Raw genomic sequence first — 22,936 nt, forward strand, 5'->3', positions numbered from 1 at the left:
GCGAGCCCGGGCCCCTTTTCCTGTGGATGGCCCTGTGGTACGCCCAGACTGTTAACTCGAAATCTTTTCTGTGACTTCAAATTGGGGAGGGGCATGGGACACCTAAATCCGGCGATCTGGATCGCATTGTTTGTTTTTATTTTTTCATTTCAAGGACACGCCAAGCAAGACCTTGTTTCGCTTGAAGAGGCCGAAGATCTGGTCACCTGCATAGGCCAGAGGTGTGTTTACAGATTGATAAACCCAGCCAAGTTTTCCGCTAATGACCTAAGAGAGGCGGCCAACCAGGCGCTCACGGGTTTTCAACATCAGCGACTGGGCAGTGATGAAGGATGGGTGGGGCACGGAGCTGGAGTCGGAAAAGCAGAAGAGGTGGCTTTTTGGGTGCGAGACGCTGACCAGCGAAATTTGCTTAAACAAGTCATTGTGTCTTTGGATAAAACCTACAACTTGATAGAGCCCAAGCAGGTTCGCCTGACCACACAGGTGTATGTGGTTTCTGAAGAGGTTTTAAATGAGTTCGGCCTTGGCATTTCAGGTTACATTGGAGGGGCTGAGAAATTGGCCGATGGCTTTTTGCCCGTGGGTGATAAGGTAACAAGTTACCTCGGCGATGTGACCAGTAATTTGTTGCGATTAGTGTTTTCAGCCGCCTTTGAAAAAGATCGCGCCATGCGACTCGTGGATCGGCCAAAGATTTTTTACAGTGGAAAGTCTTTTACTATTGAAGATAAGACCACTTGGTATCGCGATGGAACAATTTCTACCGAGGTGGCTGAAGCCGGCTTTGAGTTATCGGGAGTGGTGTATGTGGACACTGCTGAGCCAGATAGAGTGGCCATTGATGGATTAAATATATCGGTGGGGTTACTTCCAACGACCGAAGAGACTGAGGGCAGTAAAACCGGAACAGGTGTTCGGCAACTTCGCATACCGAATGAGTATGAGGTGCTATGGAATAACCGACCACGCATACTTTACGATGCCATTGTCTACGCCAACTTTAATGATAGAAGTTTTGGCCTCTATACAGGATCGCGTAAAGGGGGCGAGCAGGCGCGAATACTCGTGATTATGACGGCTGAGGTTGACCCTGAGGATAAGGGTGAAATTCCTCATGAAACTAAACAGACCCCCGATGACGTTCGTCAGGACCTGGACCGAGACAACAGTGTTCATAAAAACAAAAACCAACAAGAAAAAGAAGAGGAACAAGGCTTTGATTTCTTTAAATACACTGGCTAAGCCTCTAAAAAGTGTATTGTTGTTGGGGTTTGTGTTGCTTGCTGGCCAACCTGGAGTGGCCAGTAGCCCTTCATCTAAGGTTGTGGAACGTGACTACCAAAAACTCGTCACACAGGTGGCGCGGCAGTTTTGGGGTGAGTTTGAAGGGGCTCTTTCGTTGCTCCCAAATAACTATGTTCCACGCATTCACGATGGCCAAATAGACTATCAATATCTTGGTAGTGAACAAGTGTGTCCAGAAATATCAGTGAAACAACCTGATGTGGTGGCTGCCGTTGAGTACAACGTATCCCAAGATAATGGCAAAAAGCGCATTAAGTTGTCGTACATTGGGTGCGATGGATCACCGTTTCTCTACGAAATCATTCAATTCAAAGAACCTTTGGCTCCGGAATTGTCATTGCCCAGTTTCGTTTTAGGGCAGCGGGATTTTGTAGCAACAAAAGAGCGGCCATGGGTGAGCGTACAATATATGGACGCAGCTGATCAGCTCGTGGGATCTGTAGAAAGTGCATTCCTTTCTAGAGAAATGAAAACCACATTTTATATTGTAGATCGTCCCATTGCCGAGTTGACCGCAAAGCCTCGACAGAACCTAATTGAGATTACTGCCTACAGCTATGATTTGGATTTCAAATTGGCTCGGCCCAAAGTGGCACTCCGCTCAAAATCGTCATTGTCTGCCAGTCCGGCTAACCTCGATGTGATTTTTGAAGGCGAAAATTTAAAACGTTTTGAATACCGGGGCACGGTCAGTCACGATCTGCCAGAGAAGTCTTTCAATCTGTATTTTGATTCTATGGTTTTGAAAGCAACAAGAAATACTTTGGGGGGATTGTTTGGTTTTATCGCTCAAAATCTACCGAAGACAGCGGTTTCGGTATCCGGTGGAGCCAATGAGCGATTCCTAAAAGAGTTAGTGGTCTTAGATCAACGGTTAAAGGTGGCCGGACCCGCAGATATAGACTTCGTGCAAACTCAGATCAAGAGCATGATTAACTCCATCAACACGGGCGAAATTGTTATTATCGATAAGAGAAAAAAATGAAGTGGCTCATTGGGTTTTTAGCAGCGCTGTTCACCTCATCGGCGTTATGCATAGAAAATCGGTTTTCTGATGTGGCGCCCAGCGCTCAGGAATTGTATGAGAAGACCATTGAGCCACTGGAAGAAGATTTTCGCGAATTTCGAGAAACATTTAAAATAGAAGAGCTATCTGATCGTTTTGCCGCGGGGACATTTGGCACAGGCTGTGGCGAAGAATACGGAATTGTGCAGGCGCACGGATATTGGGATCAAAATCGGGCTGTGGATGAACTGCTCATTTCTTGTGGGGTACATGATATTCAAGTTCGTCAACAGCGAGAAGGACAAGATCTTACATTGTGGACTCTCGATGAATGGCTGAATTTTTCTCACCTTCGTCTGGGTAAGTATTCTCATTACGAGTTAGCCATTAATGACGACGCCTTTGTTATAACTTACTCCCAGGTCGGTCAAAGTCAGGAATTGACAGTGGAAGCCACAGATCAAGAAATATTGGGTCATATGATCGTTGAGTTTAAACAAGTCGAGGCCAATTCGAGCAATCGCTTTTATAAAGTATCAGTGGATGGCGATGGAATGTATCTTGAACACCAAAGTACCAGTCGGGATTTTGGTTTTTTTGAGCATATGTTTTTTGCGAGCCATTTTACCTCGCCTATAGATCCAAAGATTTTTGGCTTATACGTTGAAGGCGGAGTGCTAAGCTACCTAGATTCTCGCGCCCAAAACTTGTTGGCTCCTTTTGTTGGGGCGAAGTCTTTGAACGAGCTTTGATTGCCTATGATCTTTTTAAATGATTTATGAGGTCATTAGCGCTTTCATCGCTGGCCCTGAAATAGTCACTACAGCCGGGCGTGGCAGAGAGGACTTTCCATGCGGCCAATGGCTAGATAACTTTTCTAGGCTAACACTTGATTTACCGGGGTGTTGCACGGAGAGAAACAGGGTTTCTCCATCACTGGAAAATGTAGGGCCTGTGAGCTCCGCATCTGTTGGCGCCGAAGCCAACTGAAACACATTGCCCGCATGGGGGCCAGACATTGGGATGTAAAACAAACCATTATTTTTAAAGGCTGCATAGGGCGACTTGCCCATCGCTTTTTCAGAAATGTCTGAAGTCATCCAGAGATTGCCCTTTTGATCAAAGGCCATGTTGTCGGGGCATGAAAACCCATTTTTTTCTCCACCCGCCAAAAAGGTTTCGGCCTTGAAAGTTAGCGAAAGTGGGTCGTTGTTGGATTCAACAATTTTTAATATGGAACCGTGATAATTAGATCTGCTCTTGTTGTTCGTTTGGGCGACGAAAATGTGTCCCGAGATGGGGTCAATCTCAACATCTTCTGGCCGATCTAGTGGTGTGCCGCCAAGCAAGTGGGCTGCTTCTCTACAGCGGACGAGAACTTCGGTTTGATCCTTGAATTTTTCTTGCAATAGACTTTGCTTTTTATAGTCCAAGGAAATCCATTTCCCGAGGTCAGTGTTTGCCACAAACAGTTCACCCTTTTCAAGGTTGTCGGGCTTTTCGGAAATGAATTTGTACAGGCACTGATCCATAGAATCGTCGGCAAGGTAAACAACACAACGACCGTCTTTAGCCAACTGGGTTGTGGCACACTCGTGGGCATAGCGGCCCATGCTAGTGAGTTTTTTAGCTTTGCCAGTTTTTGGATTGAATTCTACCACCCAGCCATAATGCTCTGGTGAGTGGTCGAAAAATTCAGACCAACCCAGACGAGAATCTTTGTTATGGGTTTTATTGCCCTTTTCGTCGTAGGTGTATTCACCATAAAAATCATGATAGTTCTCCTCACACGTGAGAACTGTCCCCCAGGGTGTCACTCCGCCAGCGCAGTTGGCCAACGTACCTATGGCTGTTTTTGATCCGCCGATGATTCGTTCGGAAACAATGTCAATGGGTGTTTGCCCCGACAGTCTTCGGTTTAGGGCATCACCATCGTCCACTGTCCACGGATGTTCAGAATCTTTTCGCCACACTCTGAAAATGCTTCCGCCAACAGCTTGTTGTTCTTTCTCTACTTGTTGTTTTGTGCGTGGCCCGCCTTTCACAAAACCACTTACAAACATTGGATCTACACTTTCATGGTTGGACCACAAATAGCCCTCATTGGGGTTGCCGCTAGCAGAGGGAAGAAAGGCTAAGTAATCGTTGTCATATCCAAAGGCATCGCCCGAAGTGTTTATCTTCTGTCCATATTCGATCAAGAGATTGTAGGTGAAGCCATCAGCTAAAACCAAGTCATCTTTGTCAGTGGGCGAAATAGGAGAAAATGGACCGTTCACTTTTGAGCTTGTCGGTGTGGTTAAACAACCAGTCAATGTGGATAGAGCGCTGGCACTTGAAACCACAGCTGCGCTGCGCCCCATAAAGTGTAAAAACTCTCTACGAGTGGCCATTGGCAAATGGTTCATAGGTGTACCCCCAAATTCATCGCGAGAATCAAAATTTTGCTGAGTAAATCATCTTAACGTGACCTAAAGCAGGGATGAAGATGCTGCCTGACTTATAGCCACTTTAATGAATACCCCCGCTAGGGCGCCAAGACAATTCCTGTCTGGCAAGCCACTTGCCGTCAGCAATTTTTACAGGTAACCATTTGCCAATGAGAAGTCCTTATTTTCGAATACGTTGGTTCATACTGCTTCTGATCTTTTGGCTGAGCTCGGCGGCATTTGGTCAGGCTCACAAGATCCTCACTTGGAATATTCTGTTAGATGGCGCCATCGACAAGTGGGTGAATCTGGATATACCGTTTTGGTATTTTCGAAAAGATGAGGCCCTAGATCTCATCCGAGCGCAAGACCCTGACTTGATGGGAGTTTTTGAACCATTGCCCTATCAACGAACATTTCTCGTTGAGAATTTGCCAGCCTACAAAAACGTGGACTTTGATTCGTTTACCGATGCGGTGCTTTTTTATAGAAGAGATCGTTACGAAGAACTTGAAAAAGGCCGCTTTTTTCTTTCTTCAAATCCGGAGCGGTCTTATAGCCTTGGTCTTGGTAACCACTTTCCGAGAATAGCCGTTTGGGTCAGGCTCAAAGATAAACAAACCGGTGAAAAGGTATTTTTGGCGGGCACCCATTTTGACGCAAAGACATCAGCTCGCAGAAAAATGGCACCTTTATTTTATCAAACAGTGAATCGGCTGGCCAAAGGAGATCCAATTATGGCCATTGGTGATTTTAATATTGCTCCAGATGACCAAGCATATGCTGTTTTGGCAAAGCAAGATTGGGTAGATACCTACAATATGTATTTCAAAGAGAAGTTAAATCGGTCTCACCCCACAAAAAAAGACCGACGCATTGATCACGTGCTATTGGGTGGCAAAAAGCTGTATAAGGTAAACTCGTGGAAGACAGTAGTGGCCGATAAGTTGTCGGATCATAATCCAGTCGTTGTGGTGCTTGAGCATGCAGGCCCCTAAGTGGTGCGTGCCCCTTTTTATAGTGGCGCTATTTGTTTTTTTCGTTGTTCGATTGGTGGTGGGGGCGAATGTTGGCCTATCCACGGATGAGGCCCACTATTACCTTTACGGCCAGCATTTAAGCTGGAGTTATTTTGATCACCCCCCTTTGGTGGGATGGATTCACTATTTATTTTCCTTTTTGCCTCATGCCGAATGGGCGGTGCGGCTGCCGGCGACATTGCTGTCGATAATGACAAGCTTATTTGTTTGGTACTATTTGAAACAAGAAAAGGTGCCTTGCGTGGGGAGGCTTTGGGGCCTTTTAGCGGTGAACGCTTCCTTTTTAATCAATATTTTAGGAGTAGCGTTGTTGCCTGATTCTTTGCTTGTGGCATTGATGTTTCCATTGATTTTTGCGCTGAGAAAAATTGAAAAATCTCCGCAGAACATCAGCGGCTGGTTTTCGACGGGATTCGTTCTCGGATTAATGGGCCTTAGTAAATACACGGCGATCTTGTTTGTCCCTGGTCTATTGGCTTACGTTCTGTTGCTGCGAAAAAAAGAACTTTTATTTAATTGGCGTTTATTTATAGCTCTGGCTCTAGCTCTGGGATTGGTCACTCCAGTGATTTATTGGAATGCCTCTAATGGGTGGGCCAGTTTTCTCTATCAATTGGAACATGTGGTGGGACGGGCTGGCGGCTGGAAGGCGGCATTGGCTTCTGTTGGGTTGCAGTTTGTTGGTTTTAGTCCGCCGCTATTTGTGTTTTCGATTTGGGGAATGAGTAAATCTATTGTTGCCAAGAATAGAAGCGAGCGGCTGATTGCCCTATTAGTGGCACCAGTGCTGCTGTTTTTCTTTTATTCGTCATTTACCGAGGTGGTTTTGCCCCATTGGCTTGCGCCAGCGTATCTATTGTTAATTTCCGGTTCTGTGGTTTATCTTTGGAAACCGGGACGTTTTAAAATGGCGGCTGTTTTCAAAGTGAGCGTAGTTATATCGCTAATTGTGAACGCCGCTATATTTTCGGAGCTCTATTGGAAGTGGAATCCCGGCAAAGAATACGCCTCTATTCATAGAGATATTTATGGATGGGATCAAATCATGGAGAAAGCCGCTGCGCTTGCGGGCTCGTCGGCGGTGGCCGTGGTCAACTGGTCGCAGGGAAGTCGGGCGCGCTTTTATTACTCAGGTGGAAGGGTATTTGTGCTGGACCAAAGGAAGGATCAGTTTGATTTTTGGGAGGGGGATAAGCCGGAAGGCGAGGACATTCTTGTGATTAGCAGTAAATTCTATCCCGCCAATTTTTCAAACGAGATTACCTGTGAGTCAGTCATGAAAGCGGGATGGCTGGACATTGAGCTAAGGGGCAAAAAAGTAAATCATGTGGATTACTTTTGGTGTTATCAGTTCTCGTCACAGCGATCGGCGTCGCCATAGACCTTTGATGGGGGCCAAGCGGTGTCACCTAACTCCTTGAAAATAAACATTAATTAATTGACAGCACTCGTCAATGGTCGCAGACTAAAAGTAGGGATCAGCATCGGGGGGAAATTCTATGTTTTCAGGTCAAATTGCAATGCTATTTGTATTTTCGGTGGTTATTTTTTTTATAGTTAACGTTATTGCCAACTGAGTGTTTCTGCAAATCACTGGGCGAAGTTAAAAATATCCTTGTAATTTCGCCCTACTTCTTCAGAGTCCATTCCATATCCTATGACGAATCGGTCATCGATGGTCCGGCCCGTGTAGTCTGGTTTCACAGGAAGTTCCCGCCGTGCAGGTTTATCGAGCAAAGTCACAATTTTTAAACTAGCAGGATCAGACAACAACAATCGATCAAACAAAAACTTCAGAGTACGACCCGCATCAATAATCTCTTCGATGATGAGAACATGTTGGCCTTTGATATTGGTGTTGATGTCTTTCAGAATGCGAACGCTCTCGCCCTTTGGAGAGGTTACGTGTACAAAGTCCACTTTGACGGGAAGGCTGATTTTTCGCATAAGGTCCGAAACAAACAAAAAAGAACCTTTCAGCGGGCAGATGAGGACCAGTTCTTTACCCTCATAGTCACGCTCAATATCCATGGCAAGTTCAGTAACCATTTCCTGAATTTCTTCAGCGGTAATAAAAGGGACCATTGAATCTTTGAATTGCGACATAGAAATTCCTTTAGATGAAGTTTTCGTTTTCAACGGCTAAGGAGGTGGTTTGCACCGAGTTGGCTAGCTGCAAGAAATCCTTAGCAGATGTATTATGAGGCTCTTTCTGAAGCACTTGTTCCCACTCTGATACAGCCTCTGGTACGCGATTTGAATCGTAGTAGACTTTTCCCAATTTTATGCGAATGGGCATAAACAAAGGGTGGTCTTTCTGCAATGCTTTTAGCAATTGGATGGCCTGGTCAGCGCATTCAGTTTTTAACAAAACTTCAACCACGTGTAGACCTATTTCTGGACGACCGTTTGAAAGGCGAAAAGCGGTTTGATATTGCTCAAGGGATTCATCAAACCGGTTGTAGCGAAAATACAGCTCTCCGAGTTCGTCATGTTTTAAGGCCAACTTATCATTTACATAGGGATCATCACTGCCTGATTGGCGCTCCAACATGATCTTAGCTTCATTAAAAACCTTTTGGCCCTCGTCGTAGCGACCAAGATCATTTAAAACAATACTCAATCCAACACTGGCATCGGTGAACGACGGGTCAATTTCTATAGCTCTTCGAAATGTTCGGATGGCCTTATTGAATTTGCCCTGATCGTAATAAATGGTTGCCAGCATGTGAAAAACTTCAGGACTCTTGTTGCTGCGAAGAATTAGTTGATTAAAAAGTGGTTCCGCTTTTTGGTAGTGGCCGTCGATGAACAAAGCCTTGGCTTCTTCAAACACTTCGTCGTCTGAACTAAAGGCCACGGGTCACCTCCTTCTTTGCGCGGGCGTATTCTGGAGAGTCGGGATATCGCTTTTTGAGCTCATCAAGGTATTTTTCAGTTTTGTCTTTTTGCTCAGTTTTAAATGCGCTAACCGTGGCTCCATAAAGAGCTTTAGCATCAAGCCCCAGGCCAGAGTACAACGTGAGCAATTGCTCGTATCGACTCAAGGCACTGTCATACTGGTCTCGAATGAAGTAAAAATCGGCAATGTATTTTTCTTTTTCAGCGAGCATCACGAGAGTTTTTTGCTTGTAGTCCTGTGCTTCTTTGGCCCACTGGGATTGGGCGTAAGACGACACCACTTCGTCAAAATACAGCATGGCACGACCAGCCAATGAGAGGTCGCGATCAATGGTGCTGGGGAGTTGTTTGAAAATACTAAGCCCTAATCGAAAAGTGACAAAATCTATTTGCTCGTGTTCAGGGTGAAATTCTTTAAATAAACGATAGGCACTTTCAGATTCAATAAAGGCCTCACGCTTAAAATGGATATCAGCCGTGGCTAATTCAGAAAGTGTGGCGAATCGGCTATACGGGTGTTTGTTCTTAACTTCAGCATATTGTATAAGCGCTTCTTCGTAGCGTTCGTCGCCTTCATATTTTTTTGCCAACTGGTAGGCGCCTTCGGCCGAGGCAACATCGATTTTTTCAGTGGACGAACAGCTGGGCAAAGCAACGATGCCTAAGAGTAAGAAAGCGATCGGGAATATTGCTAAGTTTAAGAATTTCATATGGGAGAGTCTACTTTCTGCCGCTGCAGGAAGTCAACTGTAGGCAAACGAGAGAAGGCATTTCGGAGCTAAGCGCGAAACTGAGTCAGATGGTTGTGAAGGGCTGTAAATGTCACTTTTAGGGCACTTGTTACCGGAATAGAAATCAACATACCTAGAACTCCGAGAAGCTGTGCTCCAATGATGATCACGACCACCACGGTAACGGGGTGAAGATCCACAATTTTTGCGACAACTAGGGGTATGATGAAAAAGATGTCGAGGAGTTGAGCAAAGGAGTAGACGGAAATCACAATAAGAAGGCCATATTCCATGTTCGAGTTAATTAAGGCCATGATCACAGCTGGAGCGGCTCCAATAAATGGGCCTAGATAGGGCACCAGATTGAGCAGCGCCGCAAAAGAGGCCAACAAAAACGCATAGGGAAAAGAAAAGGCGGCCAAACCGGCCCACACAGCCAATCCGACGATGCCTGCCTCAAGCAGCCTGGCCCTCACAAATTGCGCCATTTGGTCGTTGATCTGGTGGTGGAGATCTAAAACCAGTTCAAAAATGCTATTAGGAACCAGCGCCAAAACCTTTTTGGTAATGTTGCGCCCATCCTTTAAAAGAAAAAAGGCGAAAAATGGAGCCAACAAAATTGTTGTCAGCGAACGTGACAAAAAAGTAGGGAGATCATCAAAAAGCGATTTGGTCCAATCGATGATGAGGTTATTGGCTTTGTCACTGAGGCTGATCGTGGATCCGGTGATTTCAGTAAGTTTAGACTCCCAGTCAACCAAAAGTTCAATGGTGCCCTGTCTGTAGTTAGGAATTTCATGGCGAAAGGAACTCACTTGTTGCACCACAAATGGTGATACTCTTCCTACGCCAAGCCCCAAAACTGCACCTAAAACGCAATAGGTGATGGTCACTGCGTAAATTCTATGGATGCCTGCGCGCTCAAAGGCGTTCACTGCAGGAGAGAGCAAGTAGCTCAAAACAAAGGCAAGCACCGTTGAGAGTAAGATGTTCTCAACCACAAGCAATACGATCCCGAGCATCGCCAAGAAACCAAAAAACACAGTGAAACGAATAATTTTCGCTCGGCGCAATTGAGTTTTTTGAAAGTTTGAGCCCATAGCTTCCTAATTGTTTTTTAAGTTTTTTAACTCTCGTTTCAGCTCCGAAAAGCTTTCGGCGGTTTCGCGAAGCCGTCGCCCGAGCACTTCAGCTAGTCGGGTCACAATTTTTACGCCTGTGCGCGGATTTCGATCGATGATTTCATAGAGGTCCGGCTTAAAAAAACCAAGAAGAGTCACCTCATCTACTGCAGTGGCGGTAGCCGTTCGTCGGCTGTTTTTTTCAACCAGTGCGATTTCGCCAAAAAAATCACTCTGTGAGAGGCGAGTCACAAACACGCGATTGTTGGCATCACTTGAGTGGAGGTCTTCAACGGTCATGTTTACTGAGCCTTTTACGATGATGTACATTCCTACACCGGCCTCACCTTGAGAAAAGATCACTTCGCCAGGTCGGTAATTTCTGGCGTGAATGATTTCTTGAACGAACATGATTTCGCGAGGCGAGAGCGTCTCAAATAAGTAATTCGAAGATAAAACAGAGGCGATATCTTTTTTGCCCTGATCTTTTTTAAATATGTTGTCCCAAAGGAAATTTACCATGGATTCCGCCCTGAGGTGAGGAACAGTGTATCTCTCGGTACCCAACCTGTCATACCCCCAGGATAGGTCACTTGTGCCCAATCTCCTTGCGCGTGGCGAACGATCACCTCATAGCCAGAAGACAAATCAAAAAGCGCATTGCTATCGGCACTGGGATATGTACGAAGGGCGACAGAATCGGCAACCACGGTGGCTCGAGTCACATAAAAGTCATAAGTTTTTAAACCAATAAGACCCACGAACAAAACAAAGAAAATGGCTAGTAAAAAGCCAAGTGTGGGGAAGGGGGGCGAGGGTGCCTCGGCTAATACTGCTGTGCGCCGCCGGCCCCAATACTTAATGAGCAAAAATCCAGTAAGACCAAGAAATATTGCAGTGAGCGCAAATAAAACGTCAAAACTCAATCGCGATAGTATCTCGGATCGAAAGCGACTCAAGGGGCCACCGGCGTCGAAAGAGCCAGTTTTGCCTTGCTCGCGAAGAAACTGAAGTCCGCTTACTGTAGCACTGTGATAAGGATCAATATGAACGGCTTTACGCCACGCAGCAAGAGTTCTGCCGATATGTTCGAGCTTAAGTTCAGAAAGGCCTAAGTTATACAACACTTCAACGTTGTCTGGTGAAGATTCGTAGGCCTGCCAAAAAAGGTCCCGCGCTTTATCGAATTGATTTTCTTGAAACGCTCGAATGCCTTGTTGATAGACCTGTTGGGCCGATTCTTCGGCAAAGGCAAAAGCGCCCCCGAGCCCCATGCCAATCAAACATAAAGACAAAATCATCCTCATACAAAACAGTGTAGATATCCTGGTGGCATTTGTCTATGCGGATCAACGCTTTAACCGTTTCTAGGCGAGGGAGTTTAGTGCTCCTATGTCTATGGAAGCGAAGGGCTACAGAGTTGTCTTGTTAAAGGTGACGGAGTAAGCTCATGGGGTTTAACGAAGAGGTTTAAAATATGGCAAATCTATTGGGGCATCGTCTATCTCAATCAAAAGAAATTGAAATTCTCATTGATAAACTCGTCGGCGAAATTCAGGGGCTGAGTTCAGAGGTTCCTGCAACGCAGTCGCCTCGTGAGGATTGTGAAGAAAACAATAACTACTGGGTCGAAGAGGCCGGAAAAAACAGAGGGCGGGCGCTGTTCTACCCCTACATCGGAACCGGCATGGGACGGGGACCTTACGTAGAGTTGGAAGACGGGAGTGTAAAACTTGATTTGATCAATGGAATTGGAATTCATCTTTTGGGACATTCGCATCCTGAAGTGATTCGTGCCGCTTTGAGGGGTAGTTTGAGTGATATGTTGGTGCAGGGCAATCTCCAAGCGAATCGTGAATATGTGCTTTTGGCAAAAAAACTTGTGGAAATTGCCGGCAGAAAAAGTCGTTTAAAAAATGTCTGGCTTACGACCTCAGGCTCTATGGCCAATGAAAACGCACTGAAGGTTTGCCGACAAAAAACCAATGCGGCCCGTAAAATCATCGCAATGAAATCAGCTTTTGCCGGCCGAACGACGATGATGGCAGAGGTCACAGACAATCCAGGGTTTAAGCAAGGCCTGCCAGAGTATCACGAGGTTTTGCGAATACCTTTTTACGATAAGCACAATCCTAAGAGTTCAGAACAAGCACTCAATGAATTGAAAGATCACGTCTCGAAAAATGAAGGGGATGTGTGTTGTTTCACTTTTGAGCCAATGCAGGGTGAAGGTGGTTATAATGTAGCGCCACGACAGTATTTTATGCCGATGCTTGAATTTTGTCGGGCAAAGGGTATTCCGGTCTGGGTTGATGAAGTGCAAACCTTTTGTCGGACAGGCCAGTTCTTTGCCTTTGAAACCTTAGATTTTGGTGATTACGTGGATGTTTGCACGGTTGCCAAGACATTACAAAATGGAGCCACTTTGTGGACGGAAGAGTTTAACCCAAATCCAGGGTTGATCGCTGGAACGTTTGCCGGGTCGACCCCAACATTAAGTGTCGGTTTAAAAATATTAGAAATCTTGGACCAAGAGAATTATTTGGGGTCCACAGGAAAGATAGCCAAAATCCATAACGAATTTGTAGGTATGTTAAACCGTCTCAATGAGACCACCTGCGAGGGGCTTCTAAAAGATGCTGGTGGGTTGGGTTTAATGGTGGCGGTAACACCGCTTGACGGCTCTCGTGACAAAATGAATGAACTACTAAAAGTAATGTACAAGAATGGGTTGATGACTTTTGGCTGCGGACGAGGTCCTTTCCGTCTAAGATTTTTATTGCCGGCTGTGATGACCTCGGAAGATATTGCCTGCGCGGGTCGAATTATCGAGAAATCCATATTGGAGATGGCTTGAATCTGATAGAGTCTGCAAGGCAGCTAATAGCAACGGACAGTACGCCGTCACAGGGCACGGCCGATGTGGCGCGGCTGGCCGGTGAACTCTGCCGAGAAGTGGGCCTGGAAACAAGCTTTCACCCCGAACAAGTGGACGGCCGAGAAGAGGTCAACTTTTTGGCCTGGTCAAAGGCGTCGGGTTACAATGGTGGGCTGTTGTTGCAAACCCACCTGGACACTTCACCACCAGGTAACTTTGCCATGTGGGGAAAGACGGCGAATAATCCGTTTAATGCTAGCGTCCACGACGATACCATTTTTGGGCTCGGAGTAGCCGGCGCTAAGATGGATTTTTTGGCAAAGATCCTTGCTGTCAGTGAGTATGCCAATACAACGAAATTTTCCCGGCCCCTGGTGTTGTCGGGCACGTTTGGTCACTCTAATGGCATGATAGGAGTCAATCGATTGCTCCGTCGGAAGTTGGTTAATCCAGAAATGGCGCTAGTCGGGGAGCCCACAGAACTTCGACTGGTGGCAAAAGGATCCGGCACAGCGGTGTTAGAGCTTTCCATTCCCTTTTCAAAAGAAGAAAAAGATTACCATCGGCGGCATGACGTGATGGAAAGCAGTTCGACCCAAAGTAAAATTTTTGCCGGAAATGAAACGGCAAAGGGTTCGTCATCGCTTTCTGAGAATGCAATTTTAAAGATGTTGACCTATTTGGGGCATTTGCCATCGGGAATGGTGGTGATGGATCTGGACGGCGGCACCAGTGCTTTGGCGCAACCAGAATTTGCCGTACTCGAGCTGGATTTGGTGGATGGATTTAATGACACAATGATTGGAAAGCTAAACCGCATTCACAGAGCGCTCATGGAAATGGAACAAGATTTTAGTCGATATCAAAACGAAGGTGATCATGAGCGGCCCGTAATCAATGTGGGGCAAATCAAAACATATCCTGATGAAGTTCGAATTTCAGGTGCGTGTACGCTGCCGCCTACGGTGAGTGATGAGCAGTATCAAGTCTGGATGGAGCGGCTTCGACAATCTTGTGCTGAAGTGGGGTCGACATTAAGGGTGGTAGACTATTGTGCCGCGTTTTCTGCAGATGACAAAAGCCAGCTTGTTTCAGTGAGCCGACAAGTGATGCAAGACATGCAACTTGACCCCGGATTGAACATCACTTCGGCCCGGACCGAGGCTAGCTGGCTACAAAGGCGTGGAGTCAATTGTTTGGTTTTCGGTCCAGGTAAGGGAACGGGCAACGTGCATAGTCCCAATGAGAACGTGTCGATAGCTGAAGTGAAAAAAGCCTCTGAATTTTACAAGCGTGTGATAGAGCGGGTGTGTTTATGAGTTTTGTTGTTCGTCTAGCTAGAGAAAAAGATGCGCCAGCTTTGCTGGATTTAGCAAGGCAGTTTTCACTACTCAACTTGCCGGCCGACAAAAGATCTATTGCTGAAAAAATAGATAAGAGCCTGAAGTCCGAGCGGGGCCAATTGCCGAAAGAAAGATGCGAATACCTTTTTGTTGTTGAAGATAGTGACAGCCATCTTTTAGCGGGAAGCTCCCAGCTTAAGGCTAAAAACGGGTCGCCACAAATTCCTAACTACAGCTTTAGGGTCATCAAAAAAGAACTGTTTAGTAAGTCTCTTGGGGTGGGCTTTATCCACCAGATCTTAAGATTGAAAGCCGATGAAGACGGACCCACAGAGGTCGGGGGTCTCGTGGTGGATCGGGCATATCGAAGTCGCCCTGAAAAGGTGGGTAAGTTAGTCAGTTTAGCCCGCTTTAATTACATTGCTAGTTTTCGCGACCGATTTGAAAAACAGCTATTGGCACAAATGGCACCGCCGTTAACAGATGAGGGGCGCAGTGAATTTTGGGAAGCGCTTGGGAGAAGATTTACGGGGATGCCCTATAAGGAAGCGGACCGCTTAAGTCAGGCGGACAAAGAGTTTATCCGGTCGCTCTTTCCACAAGAAGATATTTACTTGTGTCTGCTGGATCCACGAGCGCGCCTAGTTATGGGACGGGTGGAGCCACAAACCCAGCCGGCTCTTCATCTGCTGGAGTCCATAGGGTTTCAGTATCTGAACGAAGTAGATCCATTTGATGGTGGACCGCAAATGGGCGTTGCAACCGAAGAGTGCACCTTAGTGGCATCGTCATTGCGCTGTCAGTATACAAAAGATTTAAGCGCAGACTTTTCTGGAAGTGCCATTGTCAGTATAGTTGATGAAGCGGGATATAGAGCCACGTCCACAGCCTACAAGGTTTTAGATAATCAGGTGGTATTGCCAGACCACGCCGTGAAGAGCCTTAAGATAGAAGCGAATATGAATGTGATGGTAACCCCAATTGAAAAAGGATAGTCCCATGGAAATCAGACCACCGATCGAATATCTCGGAGATTACATAGGCGGACAATTTATTAAGCCTGGTCGCCCTGATGGTGAGTGGACGAAAACGAGTCCCGCCAATTTGAAAGAAACAGTGATAGAACTTAGTTATGAATTTGATCATGTGGAAAAGGCGTGTGTTGCCGCTCGCGAAGCGTACAAGGATTGGTGCCATATCCCTGCAACCAAGCGCTTTGAATATTTACAGCGGCTAAAAGAAGTATACCTGTCTCACAAAGAGGAACTGGCAGAGGTGATTGCCCGTGAGACCGGCAAGCCCATGTGGGAAGCTCTCACAGAGGCCCAGGGAATGGCGGGCAAAATTGATATCACGATCAATCATTCAATGAAACTTGTGGCCGAAGAAAGAGTAGAGAATGCTTTACCGGGCGTAGATGGCTTTATTCGATTTAAACCCCGAGGCGTTATGGCTGTAGTTGGCCCGTTTAATTTTCCTGGGCACCTACCGAACGGTCATATCATTCCAGCTCTCGCAGCGGGCAACACGGTTGTTTTTAAACCTTCAGATAAAACGCCAGCCGTTGGGCAGCTGATGGCGGCTTATTTTGAAGAAGCGGGCTTCCCGCCTGGCGTGTTTAATTTGGTGCAAGGCCTTGGACCTTCGGGTAAGCGGCTTGTTGAGAGTGAAAATGTAGACGGGGTCTTGTTTACAGGGTCTTACGAAGTGGGTCTTAAAATTAAACAATCCACGATGACCCATTACTGGAAGATTTTAGCACTAGAAATGGGTGGCAAAAATTGCGCGGTGGTAATGGACGATGCGGATTTAGAAAAAGCCATCTACGAAAATATAGTGGGTGCCTATTTGACTTCGGGGCAGCGATGTTCATGTACGAGTAAAATAATATTGCACAAAAATATCTACGATAAATTTTTGGATGTATTTTACGCTACGGCTAAGAAGTTAACGATTGGTCACTGGTCAGAAAACCCTTTTATGGGCCCGTTGATAGACGCGGATTCCGTCGAAAAATACATACGGTTTCAAGAAATTGCAAAACGGGAAGGTGGTGAAAGCCTGATGCGCGGCAAGGCGCTTGAGCTGGACAGTCAGGGGCACTATGTCACACCGTCAATCACACTTGTGCCAAAGTGGGATAAAGCGTCTGTTTATCAAAAGAGTGAAATTTTTGGGCCAAATGTAGGAATTTACAAAGTAGACGACTTTGACCAGGCTCTTGAGATTAATAACGCCACCGGATTTGGTTTGGTATTGTCGGTTTTTTCAAAAAAACGCGCAGAATATGAACGAGCTCTCATTGATGCCCGCGTGGGGTTGGTGAATTGGAATCGAACTACAAACGGGGCAAGTTCTAGGTTACCGTTTGGAGGCATGGGTAAATCGGGCAATGATCGGCCGTCGGCTCATTTTGCAATCAACTACTGTACAGTTCCTGTGGCAAGCCTGGAGGACACCACAGAATTTGACGCTTCGAAAGTTTTTCCTGGAATTGATTACAGTTTTAGCGAATGATGAGTTTTATGCGTAAGGTATTTCTGGCCGTAGTACTTATATTGATTTTGTCGCTCGCCACTTTAACGTGGCAAGCATTCCAATTTTGGTACTCAAGTCCGAGCCAGGAATCTGAACGAGTCGTATTTGAAGTCCCACCGGGCGCAAGCTTTCGAAGAGTGGCAGAAGATCTTGAACACAAAGGGCTTGTCGGAAGTGCAAAAAAATTAACTATAATGGCTCGCTTGACTGGATTCACTACTAAAACTCGAATGGGTGAATATGCACTTGATCGCACCATGCGCCCGATCGAAATACTTGAAATCATCTCCTCTGGAAAAAGCATCGGATATTCTTTTACAGTGCCAGAGGGCACTAACATGTACGAAGTGGCTAGGTTATTAGCAGATCAGGGTCTTGGCGATGCCGACGAATTTCTTCGCCTTTGTCAGAGCAAGCCTCTGATTCGAGAATTGCTCAGGGAAGATTTGCCTAATCTCGAGGGCTACTTGTTTCCTGAAACCTATCAAATGACCAAGTTTACTGAAGAAGAAACTTTGGTGCGAACAATGGTACAGAATTTTTTAAAAGTTTATGAGGAGTTGCCCCACCGAGAAACGAGTTTGACCCGGCACCAAGTGGTCACCTTGGCCAGCGTTGTGGAAAAGGAAACGGGAGCTCCAGAGGAGCGGCCTTTGATAGCATCGGTGTTTCACAATCGATTAAAAAAATCCATGCGACTTCAAAGTGATCCGACCATTCTTTATGGGATATTGGCAGAAACGGGTGAAATGAAAAAAAATATCACGAAAAAAGATATTTTGACCTACAACAAATACAACACCTATCGGGTCAATGCGCTGCCCTTCGGACCGATTTCAAATCCTGGTCGAGCCGCCCTGGAGGCGACACTTCGACCGGCTACAAGTGAGTTTTTGTATTTTGTCAGCCGCAATGAAGGAACCCATGTGTTCACAAAAACTTATGAAGATCATCAGCGTATGGTGCGAAAGTTTCAATTAGACCCGTCAATGCGTGAAGGAAAATCCTGGCGTGATCGAACCGCCCAGTGAACTAAAATTGACATAGCAGTCGCAAGGCGGGGGAGGAGTATATTCATGCGAATTGGTTTAATGACCGGCGGTGGCGACGCTCCTGGACTCAATGGAATTATAGAGGCAGTAACAAAATCCGCAGTGGCAGATGGACATAGTGTGATTGGTATTTGTGACGGATTTGAAGGGGTGTTTGAGGGCCGAACTCGCGAGCTGACGCTAGATGATGTTGAAGGTCTCCACGCTATGGCAGGAACGTGGCTTGGCACTTCAAACAAGTGTGGCACAGAAGGACGTGAACAAGAGTTTCTCGAAAAATATCAGGCGCTGAAACTGGATGGCCTTATCGCGGCAGGAGGCGATGGAACGTTTAGGGGTCTTGATGCGTTTAAAAGTTCAATCCCTATTATTGGTGTACCAAAGACCATAGACAATGATCTGCCTGGAACTGAAGTTACGTTCGGGTACGACACGGCATGTTCGGTGGTGGCCGAAGCCGTCGATGCACTCAGAGCCACGGCCAATGCCCATCGGCGAATTATTTTTGTTGAGACTATGGGAAGAACAGCAGGATGGATTGCCTTGGGTGGGGGAATGGCTTCTTTCTCTGAAGTGGTTCTTATACCGGAGCGGCCATTTTCATACGGAAAGCTTGCGACACATATAACAGGCTATCTGCAAAGGGGGCGAAGGGGTTTGGTGTGTGTTGTTTCGGAGGGGGCCCATGCCGAAGGAGAATCTGTACACATTGCCCACCGAGTGGCCGGCAGCCCTGAACCTGAACGCCTTGGAGGAATAGCAGAATCATTGGCCCGATGGGTGGAAAAAGAAACCGGATATGAAGGTCGACACGTGGTTTTGGGGCATTTGCAGCGCAGCCATGCTCCGACCACCACCGATAGATTTTTAACACTGGCCATGGGAGTTGAGGTGGCCGCGATGATTGAGGAGAGAGCCTGGGGAAAAGCCGTGGTTTACCGCCAAGGACGGGTGATGCGAGCGCCGATTAGTGATGTTATCGGGCCGCCTCGCCTTATAGATCCGGAGCATCTATGGGTGAAGCGGTATTTAAAAACGGGTGGATTTATCTGAGGGAGGGTTTGTGAAAATATTTGTTTTATTGGTCTCATTGGCATTTTGCGGACATGAGGCTATGGCGAGTGCAGCACAGCTTTTTCGCTGCGAAGTGTACGGCGGAATTCCGACTCTGGTTACTGGTGAGATTGGGGGTCATGTTCGACTGCAAACCAATGCACTGGATATTGAATACTCTGGGGACGCTGTGCGGGCCAATTACCTCGACAAAACCGGCGAAAAAGGACGGTTTTTCGTTTCAATTGTCGATAATAGTGGATACGAGCTTCTTCAAATAGAAACAGATGGGCATTTTGGGTATTCCTCTGTGGCCATCGGCGATGTTTATATGAAAAATGCTATGAGTTATTGTTGGTATTAAAATTAGGATTGAAGCGATGGAATTGTTTTTTACAAAGCGTGGCCGGGGAGAACCCCTTGTCTTGTTGCATGGGCTTGGATCGAGTCACTTAGATTGGGAAGAGCAGCTCCCACTCCTCGAACAGCATTTTACTGTTTATGCTTTGGACTTCCGCGGCCATGGGCGATCGCCGCGGCCCGATGGCCCCTATTCAATACCCATGTTTGCTGAAGATGTAAAAGAACTGATGGGCCATGAAAAAATTGAATCCGCCATTTTTTTGGGGATATCAATGGGGGGCATGGTGGCCATGCAGTTGGCTGTGGACGAGCCCTCAAAGGTAAAAAAGTTGGTTTTAGTTAACACCACCCCCGAAGTGCTTATTCAATCAAAGAAACAAAAGTATTTGTTGTATAGTCGCTTGGCGATGATTCACTTGTTGGGTATTCGCGGGTTGGGTGAAATCGGAAGTCGAAAGTTGCTTCCTGGAAAACGTCTCCAATCGGCCCGAAAGAGACTTTGTCGTCGTTTTAAAAAAAATGACAAAGAGTCTTATCTTGCAGCCCTTAATGCCATCATAGGGTGGAGTGTTAAACATGATCTTTATAAAATTGTAGCGCCGACACTGGTCATTTCAGGAGATTTAGATTACACCACGCCTTCAGAAAAAAAAGAGTGGGTAGCTATGATACCTCAATCTGAGATGGTCATAATTGAAAACTCTCGCCATGTGAGTAACTATGACCAGCCAGAGGCCTTTAATAAGGCGTTGGCTCAATTTCTTTTTTGAATGTATTTAGACAATAGTTCGCCAGTGCCTGGGTAAAATAGACAACTATATCAATTGTGTTAGGTCATTAATATGAAAAAACGCTCTATTTGCTGGATACGCAGAGACTTAAGACTTGTTGATCATCGCGCCCTTCACGAAGCCTTATCGCAAAGCGAAGAGGTGGTGGTCCTTTTTGTATTCGATACACAAATTCTAAGTAAGCTTCACGATAAAAATGATCGCAGGGTGACGTTCATACATCAGTGCCTATCAGAATTAAACAGGGAGCTTGAGCAGAAGGGATCAAAATTGCTGGTGGCCCATGGCGATCCCGTGGAGGTTGTGCCACGGTTATCTAAACAACTCGGAGGAGTGGATGTATATACTAACCGGGACTATCAGTTCACGGCAAAAAGGCGTGATCACGAAGTAAAAGAAAGATTGCAGGCGCAAGGCAGTGATCTGCACCTTTTCAAGGATCAAGTGATCTTTGAAGGCCTTGAGGTGGCGACGGAAACGAAGACAGCCTATAAGGTCTTTACAGCATATAAAAATAAATGGCTTCGCAAACTTTCAAGAGAAGATTTTAAGGAATGGGTCGTTGAGCCTGGAAAGTTTGTGCCCGCTAAACTTTTGGATTCGCACATCAGGCCTTGGAGCCTCAAAGATATCGGGTTTGTCAGCAATCCGCCAATTATACCCGCTGGACGAGCTAGTGGATTAAAGCGGCTAGAAGCCTTCAAGCCAAATTTAAAACACTACAAAGAGACCAGAGATTTCCCGGCCTTAGCAGAAAACAGCACTTCGCGAATTTCGATGGACTTGCGTTTTGGCACACTTTCTGTGCGCGAGTTACTTCGATTTATAAATAGAAATCGATCTGGCGGGGCCGAGGTGTGGCTGTCAGAGCTAATCTGGCGTGATTTTTATTTTATGATTATCGATCAGTTTCCTCATGTGGAGCGAGGTTGTTTTAAATCCGAATACGACAAAATTAAATGGGTCGGCAAGGACGAACACTTTGTCGCCTGGTGTGAGGGAAAAACGGGGTTCCCGATCGTGGATGCAGCTATGCGTGAGTTCAATGCTACTGGGTGGATGCACAATCGGTTGCGGATGATTGTGGCGTCGTTCTTAGTAAAAGACTTGCTAGTGGACTGGCGTAAGGGTGAGAGATATTTTGCCCGGTATTTGCTTGATTATGACAAATCAGCGAACAATGGCAACTGGCAGTGGGCGGCATCAACGGGATGTGATGCTCAGCCCTATTTTAGAATTTTTAATCCATGGACACAGCAAAAGAAATTTGACCCTGACGGAGAATATGTCAGATCTGTACTTGGTGATATCACAGAATACATAGGTCCCATCGTTGATCATAAGGTTCAAAGAAACAGAGCCATTAAGATGTTTGAAGCTGTGAAGAAGTAGTAGCTCACCGAATTTCACCGAACGATATTTCGTATCTGGACTGTTAGAACCAAAAAATGTTTTCTAAAATCGACCTATGCCTAAGTTGAGTACAGTCCCAGTGATTTTGAGAGAGACATTTCAGTCAGAGTTTTTTGACCGGCAGCCTGAACCCGATCTCATTATGGACAACGTAGAAAATGTGAACGCCTTTGATGAGGCTGGCGAGGTGGGTGCTCTTCCCGCGATTTATGCCTATAATGCCGAAAAAGCCACAGCCACCATAAAACGAGCCAACACAGTTGTGGATTTGGGGTGTGGGTCGGGTGTTTTTCTGTCGCTGATGGCAGAGATCAATCCGAGCATTCAGTTTATAGGATTAGATCTGTCCAATCCCATGCTAGAAAAGGCCCGGGATAATTTAACTCGAAAGGGTCTTGAAAACGTACAGCTTAAAAAACAAGATTTTTCTGATTTATCTTGTTTCGAAGATCATTCTATTGACGCTGTAGTGAGCCTCCAGGCCTTTCACCACTTGCCTGATTTTGACCATTTAGAGAAGGTTTTTGCAGAGGTAAGTCGAGTGCTCAAGCCAGATGGAGCTGTGTATTTTCAAGATCTAATTCGTCTTAAACACAAATCCTCGGTTCTCCATTTTGCCTATTATGACAAGTCCACACCCGAAGCGACCAAGAAAGACGGAGAATATTCCATGTACGCCGCATTTCGGTTTGATGAGTATAAAGAACTTTCGAAAAAATACTTTGGTGAAAAGTTGGATGTATTTAAAACGGGTGGCGTGGGTCTCTATACAATTCTAAAGACGGCGGACCGCGGTTTTGGCGACCAGGAGAGGGGCCGGATCAAAAAATACATCAGCACGCTCTCACCGGAGACTAAGAAAATCTATCGGGATCTAAAGTTTTTTCATTGGCTAGGTGGCCTCAAATAGCCGATTCATTGAGAAAAAAATTCAGCGGCCTTGTTCTGGTGGCCGTGGACCCGTATGGT

General features: G+C 46.1%; 22 protein-coding genes. 15 read left to right on the plus strand and 7 right to left on the minus strand.

What is annotated here, in order from left to right; all coding sequences use genetic code 11:
* Nucleotides 1-93: 93 nt before the first annotated feature.
* From H6626_11975 to H6626_11985, 3 genes are read left to right on the plus strand one after another with little or no spacing between them, the layout of a single operon-like run.
* Nucleotides 94-1,245, plus strand: a complete 1,152-nt coding sequence (locus tag H6626_11975; protein USN46906.1) for a hypothetical protein — start codon at nt 94-96, stop codon at nt 1,243-1,245.
* On the plus strand, nt 1,220-2,293 hold the full coding sequence (locus H6626_11980) for a hypothetical protein (GenBank protein USN46907.1): 1,074 nt from the start codon (nt 1,220-1,222) through the stop codon (nt 2,291-2,293). The genes H6626_11975 and H6626_11980 overlap by 26 nt, the downstream gene beginning before the upstream one ends.
* Nucleotides 2,290-3,066 (plus strand): hypothetical protein, encoded by a 777-nt coding sequence (locus H6626_11985; GenBank protein USN46908.1) that lies wholly within the window; start codon nt 2,290-2,292, stop codon nt 3,064-3,066. Before H6626_11980 ends, H6626_11985 begins: the two co-directional genes overlap by 4 nt.
* 24 nt (nt 3,067-3,090) lie before the next feature.
* Here H6626_11985 and H6626_11990 read toward each other — a convergent pair whose 3' ends face one another.
* Nucleotides 3,091-4,707 (minus strand): DUF839 domain-containing protein, encoded by a 1,617-nt coding sequence (locus H6626_11990; protein ID USN49024.1) that lies wholly within the window; start codon nt 4,705-4,707, stop codon nt 3,091-3,093.
* Nucleotides 4,708-4,913: 206 nt separating this feature from the next.
* On the opposite strand from H6626_11990, the gene H6626_11995 reads away from it, so the two are divergent.
* Both H6626_11995 and H6626_12000 read left to right on the plus strand, forming a co-directional pair.
* Nucleotides 4,914-5,741 (plus strand): endonuclease/exonuclease/phosphatase family protein, encoded by an 828-nt coding sequence (locus H6626_11995; protein USN46909.1) that lies wholly within the window; start codon nt 4,914-4,916, stop codon nt 5,739-5,741.
* Nucleotides 5,728-7,164 carry a glycosyltransferase family 39 protein gene (locus H6626_12000; GenBank protein USN46910.1) on the plus strand — a complete coding sequence of 479 codons (1,437 nt, stop codon included), beginning with the start codon at nt 5,728-5,730 and terminating at the stop codon, nt 7,162-7,164. Before H6626_11995 ends, H6626_12000 begins: the two co-directional genes overlap by 14 nt.
* Before the next feature lie 209 nt (nt 7,165-7,373).
* On the opposite strand, the gene hpt is transcribed toward H6626_12000, so the two are convergent.
* From hpt to H6626_12030, 6 genes are all read right to left on the minus strand, one after another.
* Nucleotides 7,374-7,889: a hypoxanthine phosphoribosyltransferase gene (hpt, locus tag H6626_12005; protein USN46911.1), complete on the minus strand. Its 516-nt coding sequence runs from the start codon at nt 7,887-7,889 to the stop codon at nt 7,374-7,376.
* 10 nt (nt 7,890-7,899) lie between these two features.
* Nucleotides 7,900-8,643: a tetratricopeptide repeat protein gene (locus H6626_12010; protein USN46912.1), complete on the minus strand. Its 744-nt coding sequence runs from the start codon at nt 8,641-8,643 to the stop codon at nt 7,900-7,902.
* Nucleotides 8,633-9,394 carry an outer membrane protein assembly factor BamD gene (gene bamD, locus H6626_12015; GenBank protein ID USN46913.1) on the minus strand — a complete coding sequence of 254 codons (762 nt, stop codon included), beginning with the start codon at nt 9,392-9,394 and terminating at the stop codon, nt 8,633-8,635. Before bamD ends, H6626_12010 begins: the two co-directional genes overlap by 11 nt.
* Nucleotides 9,395-9,462: 68 nt before the next feature.
* Nucleotides 9,463-10,515, minus strand: coding sequence for an AI-2E family transporter (locus H6626_12020; protein USN46914.1), 1,053 nt, complete (start codon nt 10,513-10,515; stop codon nt 9,463-9,465).
* 6 nt (nt 10,516-10,521) lie between these two features.
* Nucleotides 10,522-11,058 carry a cyclic nucleotide-binding domain-containing protein gene (locus tag H6626_12025; protein ID USN46915.1) on the minus strand — a complete coding sequence of 179 codons (537 nt, stop codon included), beginning with the start codon at nt 11,056-11,058 and terminating at the stop codon, nt 10,522-10,524.
* Entirely contained in the window at nt 11,052-11,831 is a 780-nt protein-coding gene (locus H6626_12030; protein USN46916.1) for an SH3 domain-containing protein, read from the minus strand. The genes H6626_12025 and H6626_12030 overlap by 7 nt, the downstream gene beginning before the upstream one ends.
* Nucleotides 11,832-12,013: 182 nt before the next feature.
* Here H6626_12030 and H6626_12035 point away from each other — a divergent pair, with 182 nt between their 5' ends.
* The 10 genes from H6626_12035 to H6626_12080 all read left to right on the plus strand — a co-directional run bounded on the left by H6626_12035 (nt 12,014) and on the right by H6626_12080 (nt 22,877).
* Nucleotides 12,014-13,393: an aminotransferase class III-fold pyridoxal phosphate-dependent enzyme gene (locus H6626_12035; protein USN46917.1), complete on the plus strand. Its 1,380-nt coding sequence runs from the start codon at nt 12,014-12,016 to the stop codon at nt 13,391-13,393.
* The gene (locus H6626_12040; protein ID USN46918.1) at nt 13,390-14,733 is read left to right on the plus strand and encodes a M20/M25/M40 family metallo-hydrolase; all 1,344 of its coding nucleotides are present in this window, start codon (nt 13,390-13,392) and stop codon (nt 14,731-14,733) included. The genes H6626_12035 and H6626_12040 overlap by 4 nt, the downstream gene beginning before the upstream one ends.
* On the plus strand, nt 14,730-15,752 hold the full coding sequence (locus H6626_12045) for an arginine N-succinyltransferase (protein ID USN46919.1): 1,023 nt from the start codon (nt 14,730-14,732) through the stop codon (nt 15,750-15,752). Before H6626_12040 ends, H6626_12045 begins: the two co-directional genes overlap by 4 nt.
* 4 nt (nt 15,753-15,756) lie before the next feature.
* Nucleotides 15,757-17,274 (plus strand): succinylglutamate-semialdehyde dehydrogenase, encoded by a 1,518-nt coding sequence (locus H6626_12050; protein USN46920.1) that lies wholly within the window; start codon nt 15,757-15,759, stop codon nt 17,272-17,274.
* Between the two features lie 8 nt (nt 17,275-17,282).
* A complete protein-coding gene (gene mltG / locus H6626_12055; GenBank protein ID USN46921.1) occupies nt 17,283-18,326 on the plus strand; it encodes an endolytic transglycosylase MltG in 1,044 nt (347 codons plus the stop codon).
* Nucleotides 18,327-18,371: 45 nt separating this feature from the next.
* Nucleotides 18,372-19,400 carry a 6-phosphofructokinase gene (locus H6626_12060; GenBank protein ID USN46922.1) on the plus strand — a complete coding sequence of 343 codons (1,029 nt, stop codon included), beginning with the start codon at nt 18,372-18,374 and terminating at the stop codon, nt 19,398-19,400.
* Between the two features lie 10 nt (nt 19,401-19,410).
* Complete coding sequence (locus tag H6626_12065) at nt 19,411-19,764, plus strand: hypothetical protein (GenBank protein ID USN46923.1); 354 nt, start codon at nt 19,411-19,413, stop codon at nt 19,762-19,764.
* A gap of 16 nt (nt 19,765-19,780) precedes the next feature.
* Entirely contained in the window at nt 19,781-20,533 is a 753-nt protein-coding gene (locus H6626_12070; GenBank protein ID USN46924.1) for an alpha/beta fold hydrolase, read from the plus strand.
* Nucleotides 20,534-20,605: 72 nt separating this feature from the next.
* On the plus strand, nt 20,606-21,946 hold the full coding sequence (locus H6626_12075) for a deoxyribodipyrimidine photo-lyase (protein USN46925.1): 1,341 nt from the start codon (nt 20,606-20,608) through the stop codon (nt 21,944-21,946).
* A gap of 76 nt (nt 21,947-22,022) precedes the next feature.
* On the plus strand, nt 22,023-22,877 hold the full coding sequence (locus tag H6626_12080; protein USN46926.1) for a class I SAM-dependent methyltransferase: 855 nt from the start codon (nt 22,023-22,025) through the stop codon (nt 22,875-22,877).
* The last annotated feature ends 59 nt before the right edge of the window (nt 22,878-22,936 follow it).

The organism is Pseudobdellovibrionaceae bacterium (assembly GCA_023898385.1).
Lineage (GTDB): Bacteria > Bdellovibrionota > Bdellovibrionia > Bdellovibrionales > UBA1609.

Coding starts and splice junctions, on each gene's coding strand:
- H6626_11975 (USN46906.1), top strand. CDS start 94: ATGGGACACCTAAATCCGGCGATCTGGATCGCATTGTTTGTTTTTATT.
- H6626_11985 (USN46908.1), top strand. CDS start 2,290: ATGAAGTGGCTCATTGGGTTTTTAGCAGCGCTGTTCACCTCATCGGCG.
- H6626_11990 (USN49024.1), bottom strand. CDS start 4,707: ATGGCCACTCGTAGAGAGTTTTTACACTTTATGGGGCGCAGCGCAGCT.
- H6626_11995 (USN46909.1), top strand. CDS start 4,914: ATGAGAAGTCCTTATTTTCGAATACGTTGGTTCATACTGCTTCTGATC.
- H6626_12000 (USN46910.1), top strand. CDS start 5,728: ATGCAGGCCCCTAAGTGGTGCGTGCCCCTTTTTATAGTGGCGCTATTT.
- hpt (USN46911.1), bottom strand. CDS start 7,889: ATGTCGCAATTCAAAGATTCAATGGTCCCTTTTATTACCGCTGAAGAA.
- bamD (USN46913.1), bottom strand. CDS start 9,394: ATGAAATTCTTAAACTTAGCAATATTCCCGATCGCTTTCTTACTCTTA.
- H6626_12020 (USN46914.1), bottom strand. CDS start 10,515: ATGGGCTCAAACTTTCAAAAAACTCAATTGCGCCGAGCGAAAATTATT.
- H6626_12025 (USN46915.1), bottom strand. CDS start 11,058: ATGGTAAATTTCCTTTGGGACAACATATTTAAAAAAGATCAGGGCAAA.
- H6626_12035 (USN46917.1), top strand. CDS start 12,014: ATGGCAAATCTATTGGGGCATCGTCTATCTCAATCAAAAGAAATTGAA.
- H6626_12045 (USN46919.1), top strand. CDS start 14,730: ATGAGTTTTGTTGTTCGTCTAGCTAGAGAAAAAGATGCGCCAGCTTTG.
- H6626_12050 (USN46920.1), top strand. CDS start 15,757: ATGGAAATCAGACCACCGATCGAATATCTCGGAGATTACATAGGCGGA.
- mltG (USN46921.1), top strand. CDS start 17,283: ATGCGTAAGGTATTTCTGGCCGTAGTACTTATATTGATTTTGTCGCTC.
- H6626_12060 (USN46922.1), top strand. CDS start 18,372: ATGCGAATTGGTTTAATGACCGGCGGTGGCGACGCTCCTGGACTCAAT.
- H6626_12070 (USN46924.1), top strand. CDS start 19,781: ATGGAATTGTTTTTTACAAAGCGTGGCCGGGGAGAACCCCTTGTCTTG.
- H6626_12075 (USN46925.1), top strand. CDS start 20,606: ATGAAAAAACGCTCTATTTGCTGGATACGCAGAGACTTAAGACTTGTT.
- H6626_12080 (USN46926.1), top strand. CDS start 22,023: ATGCCTAAGTTGAGTACAGTCCCAGTGATTTTGAGAGAGACATTTCAG.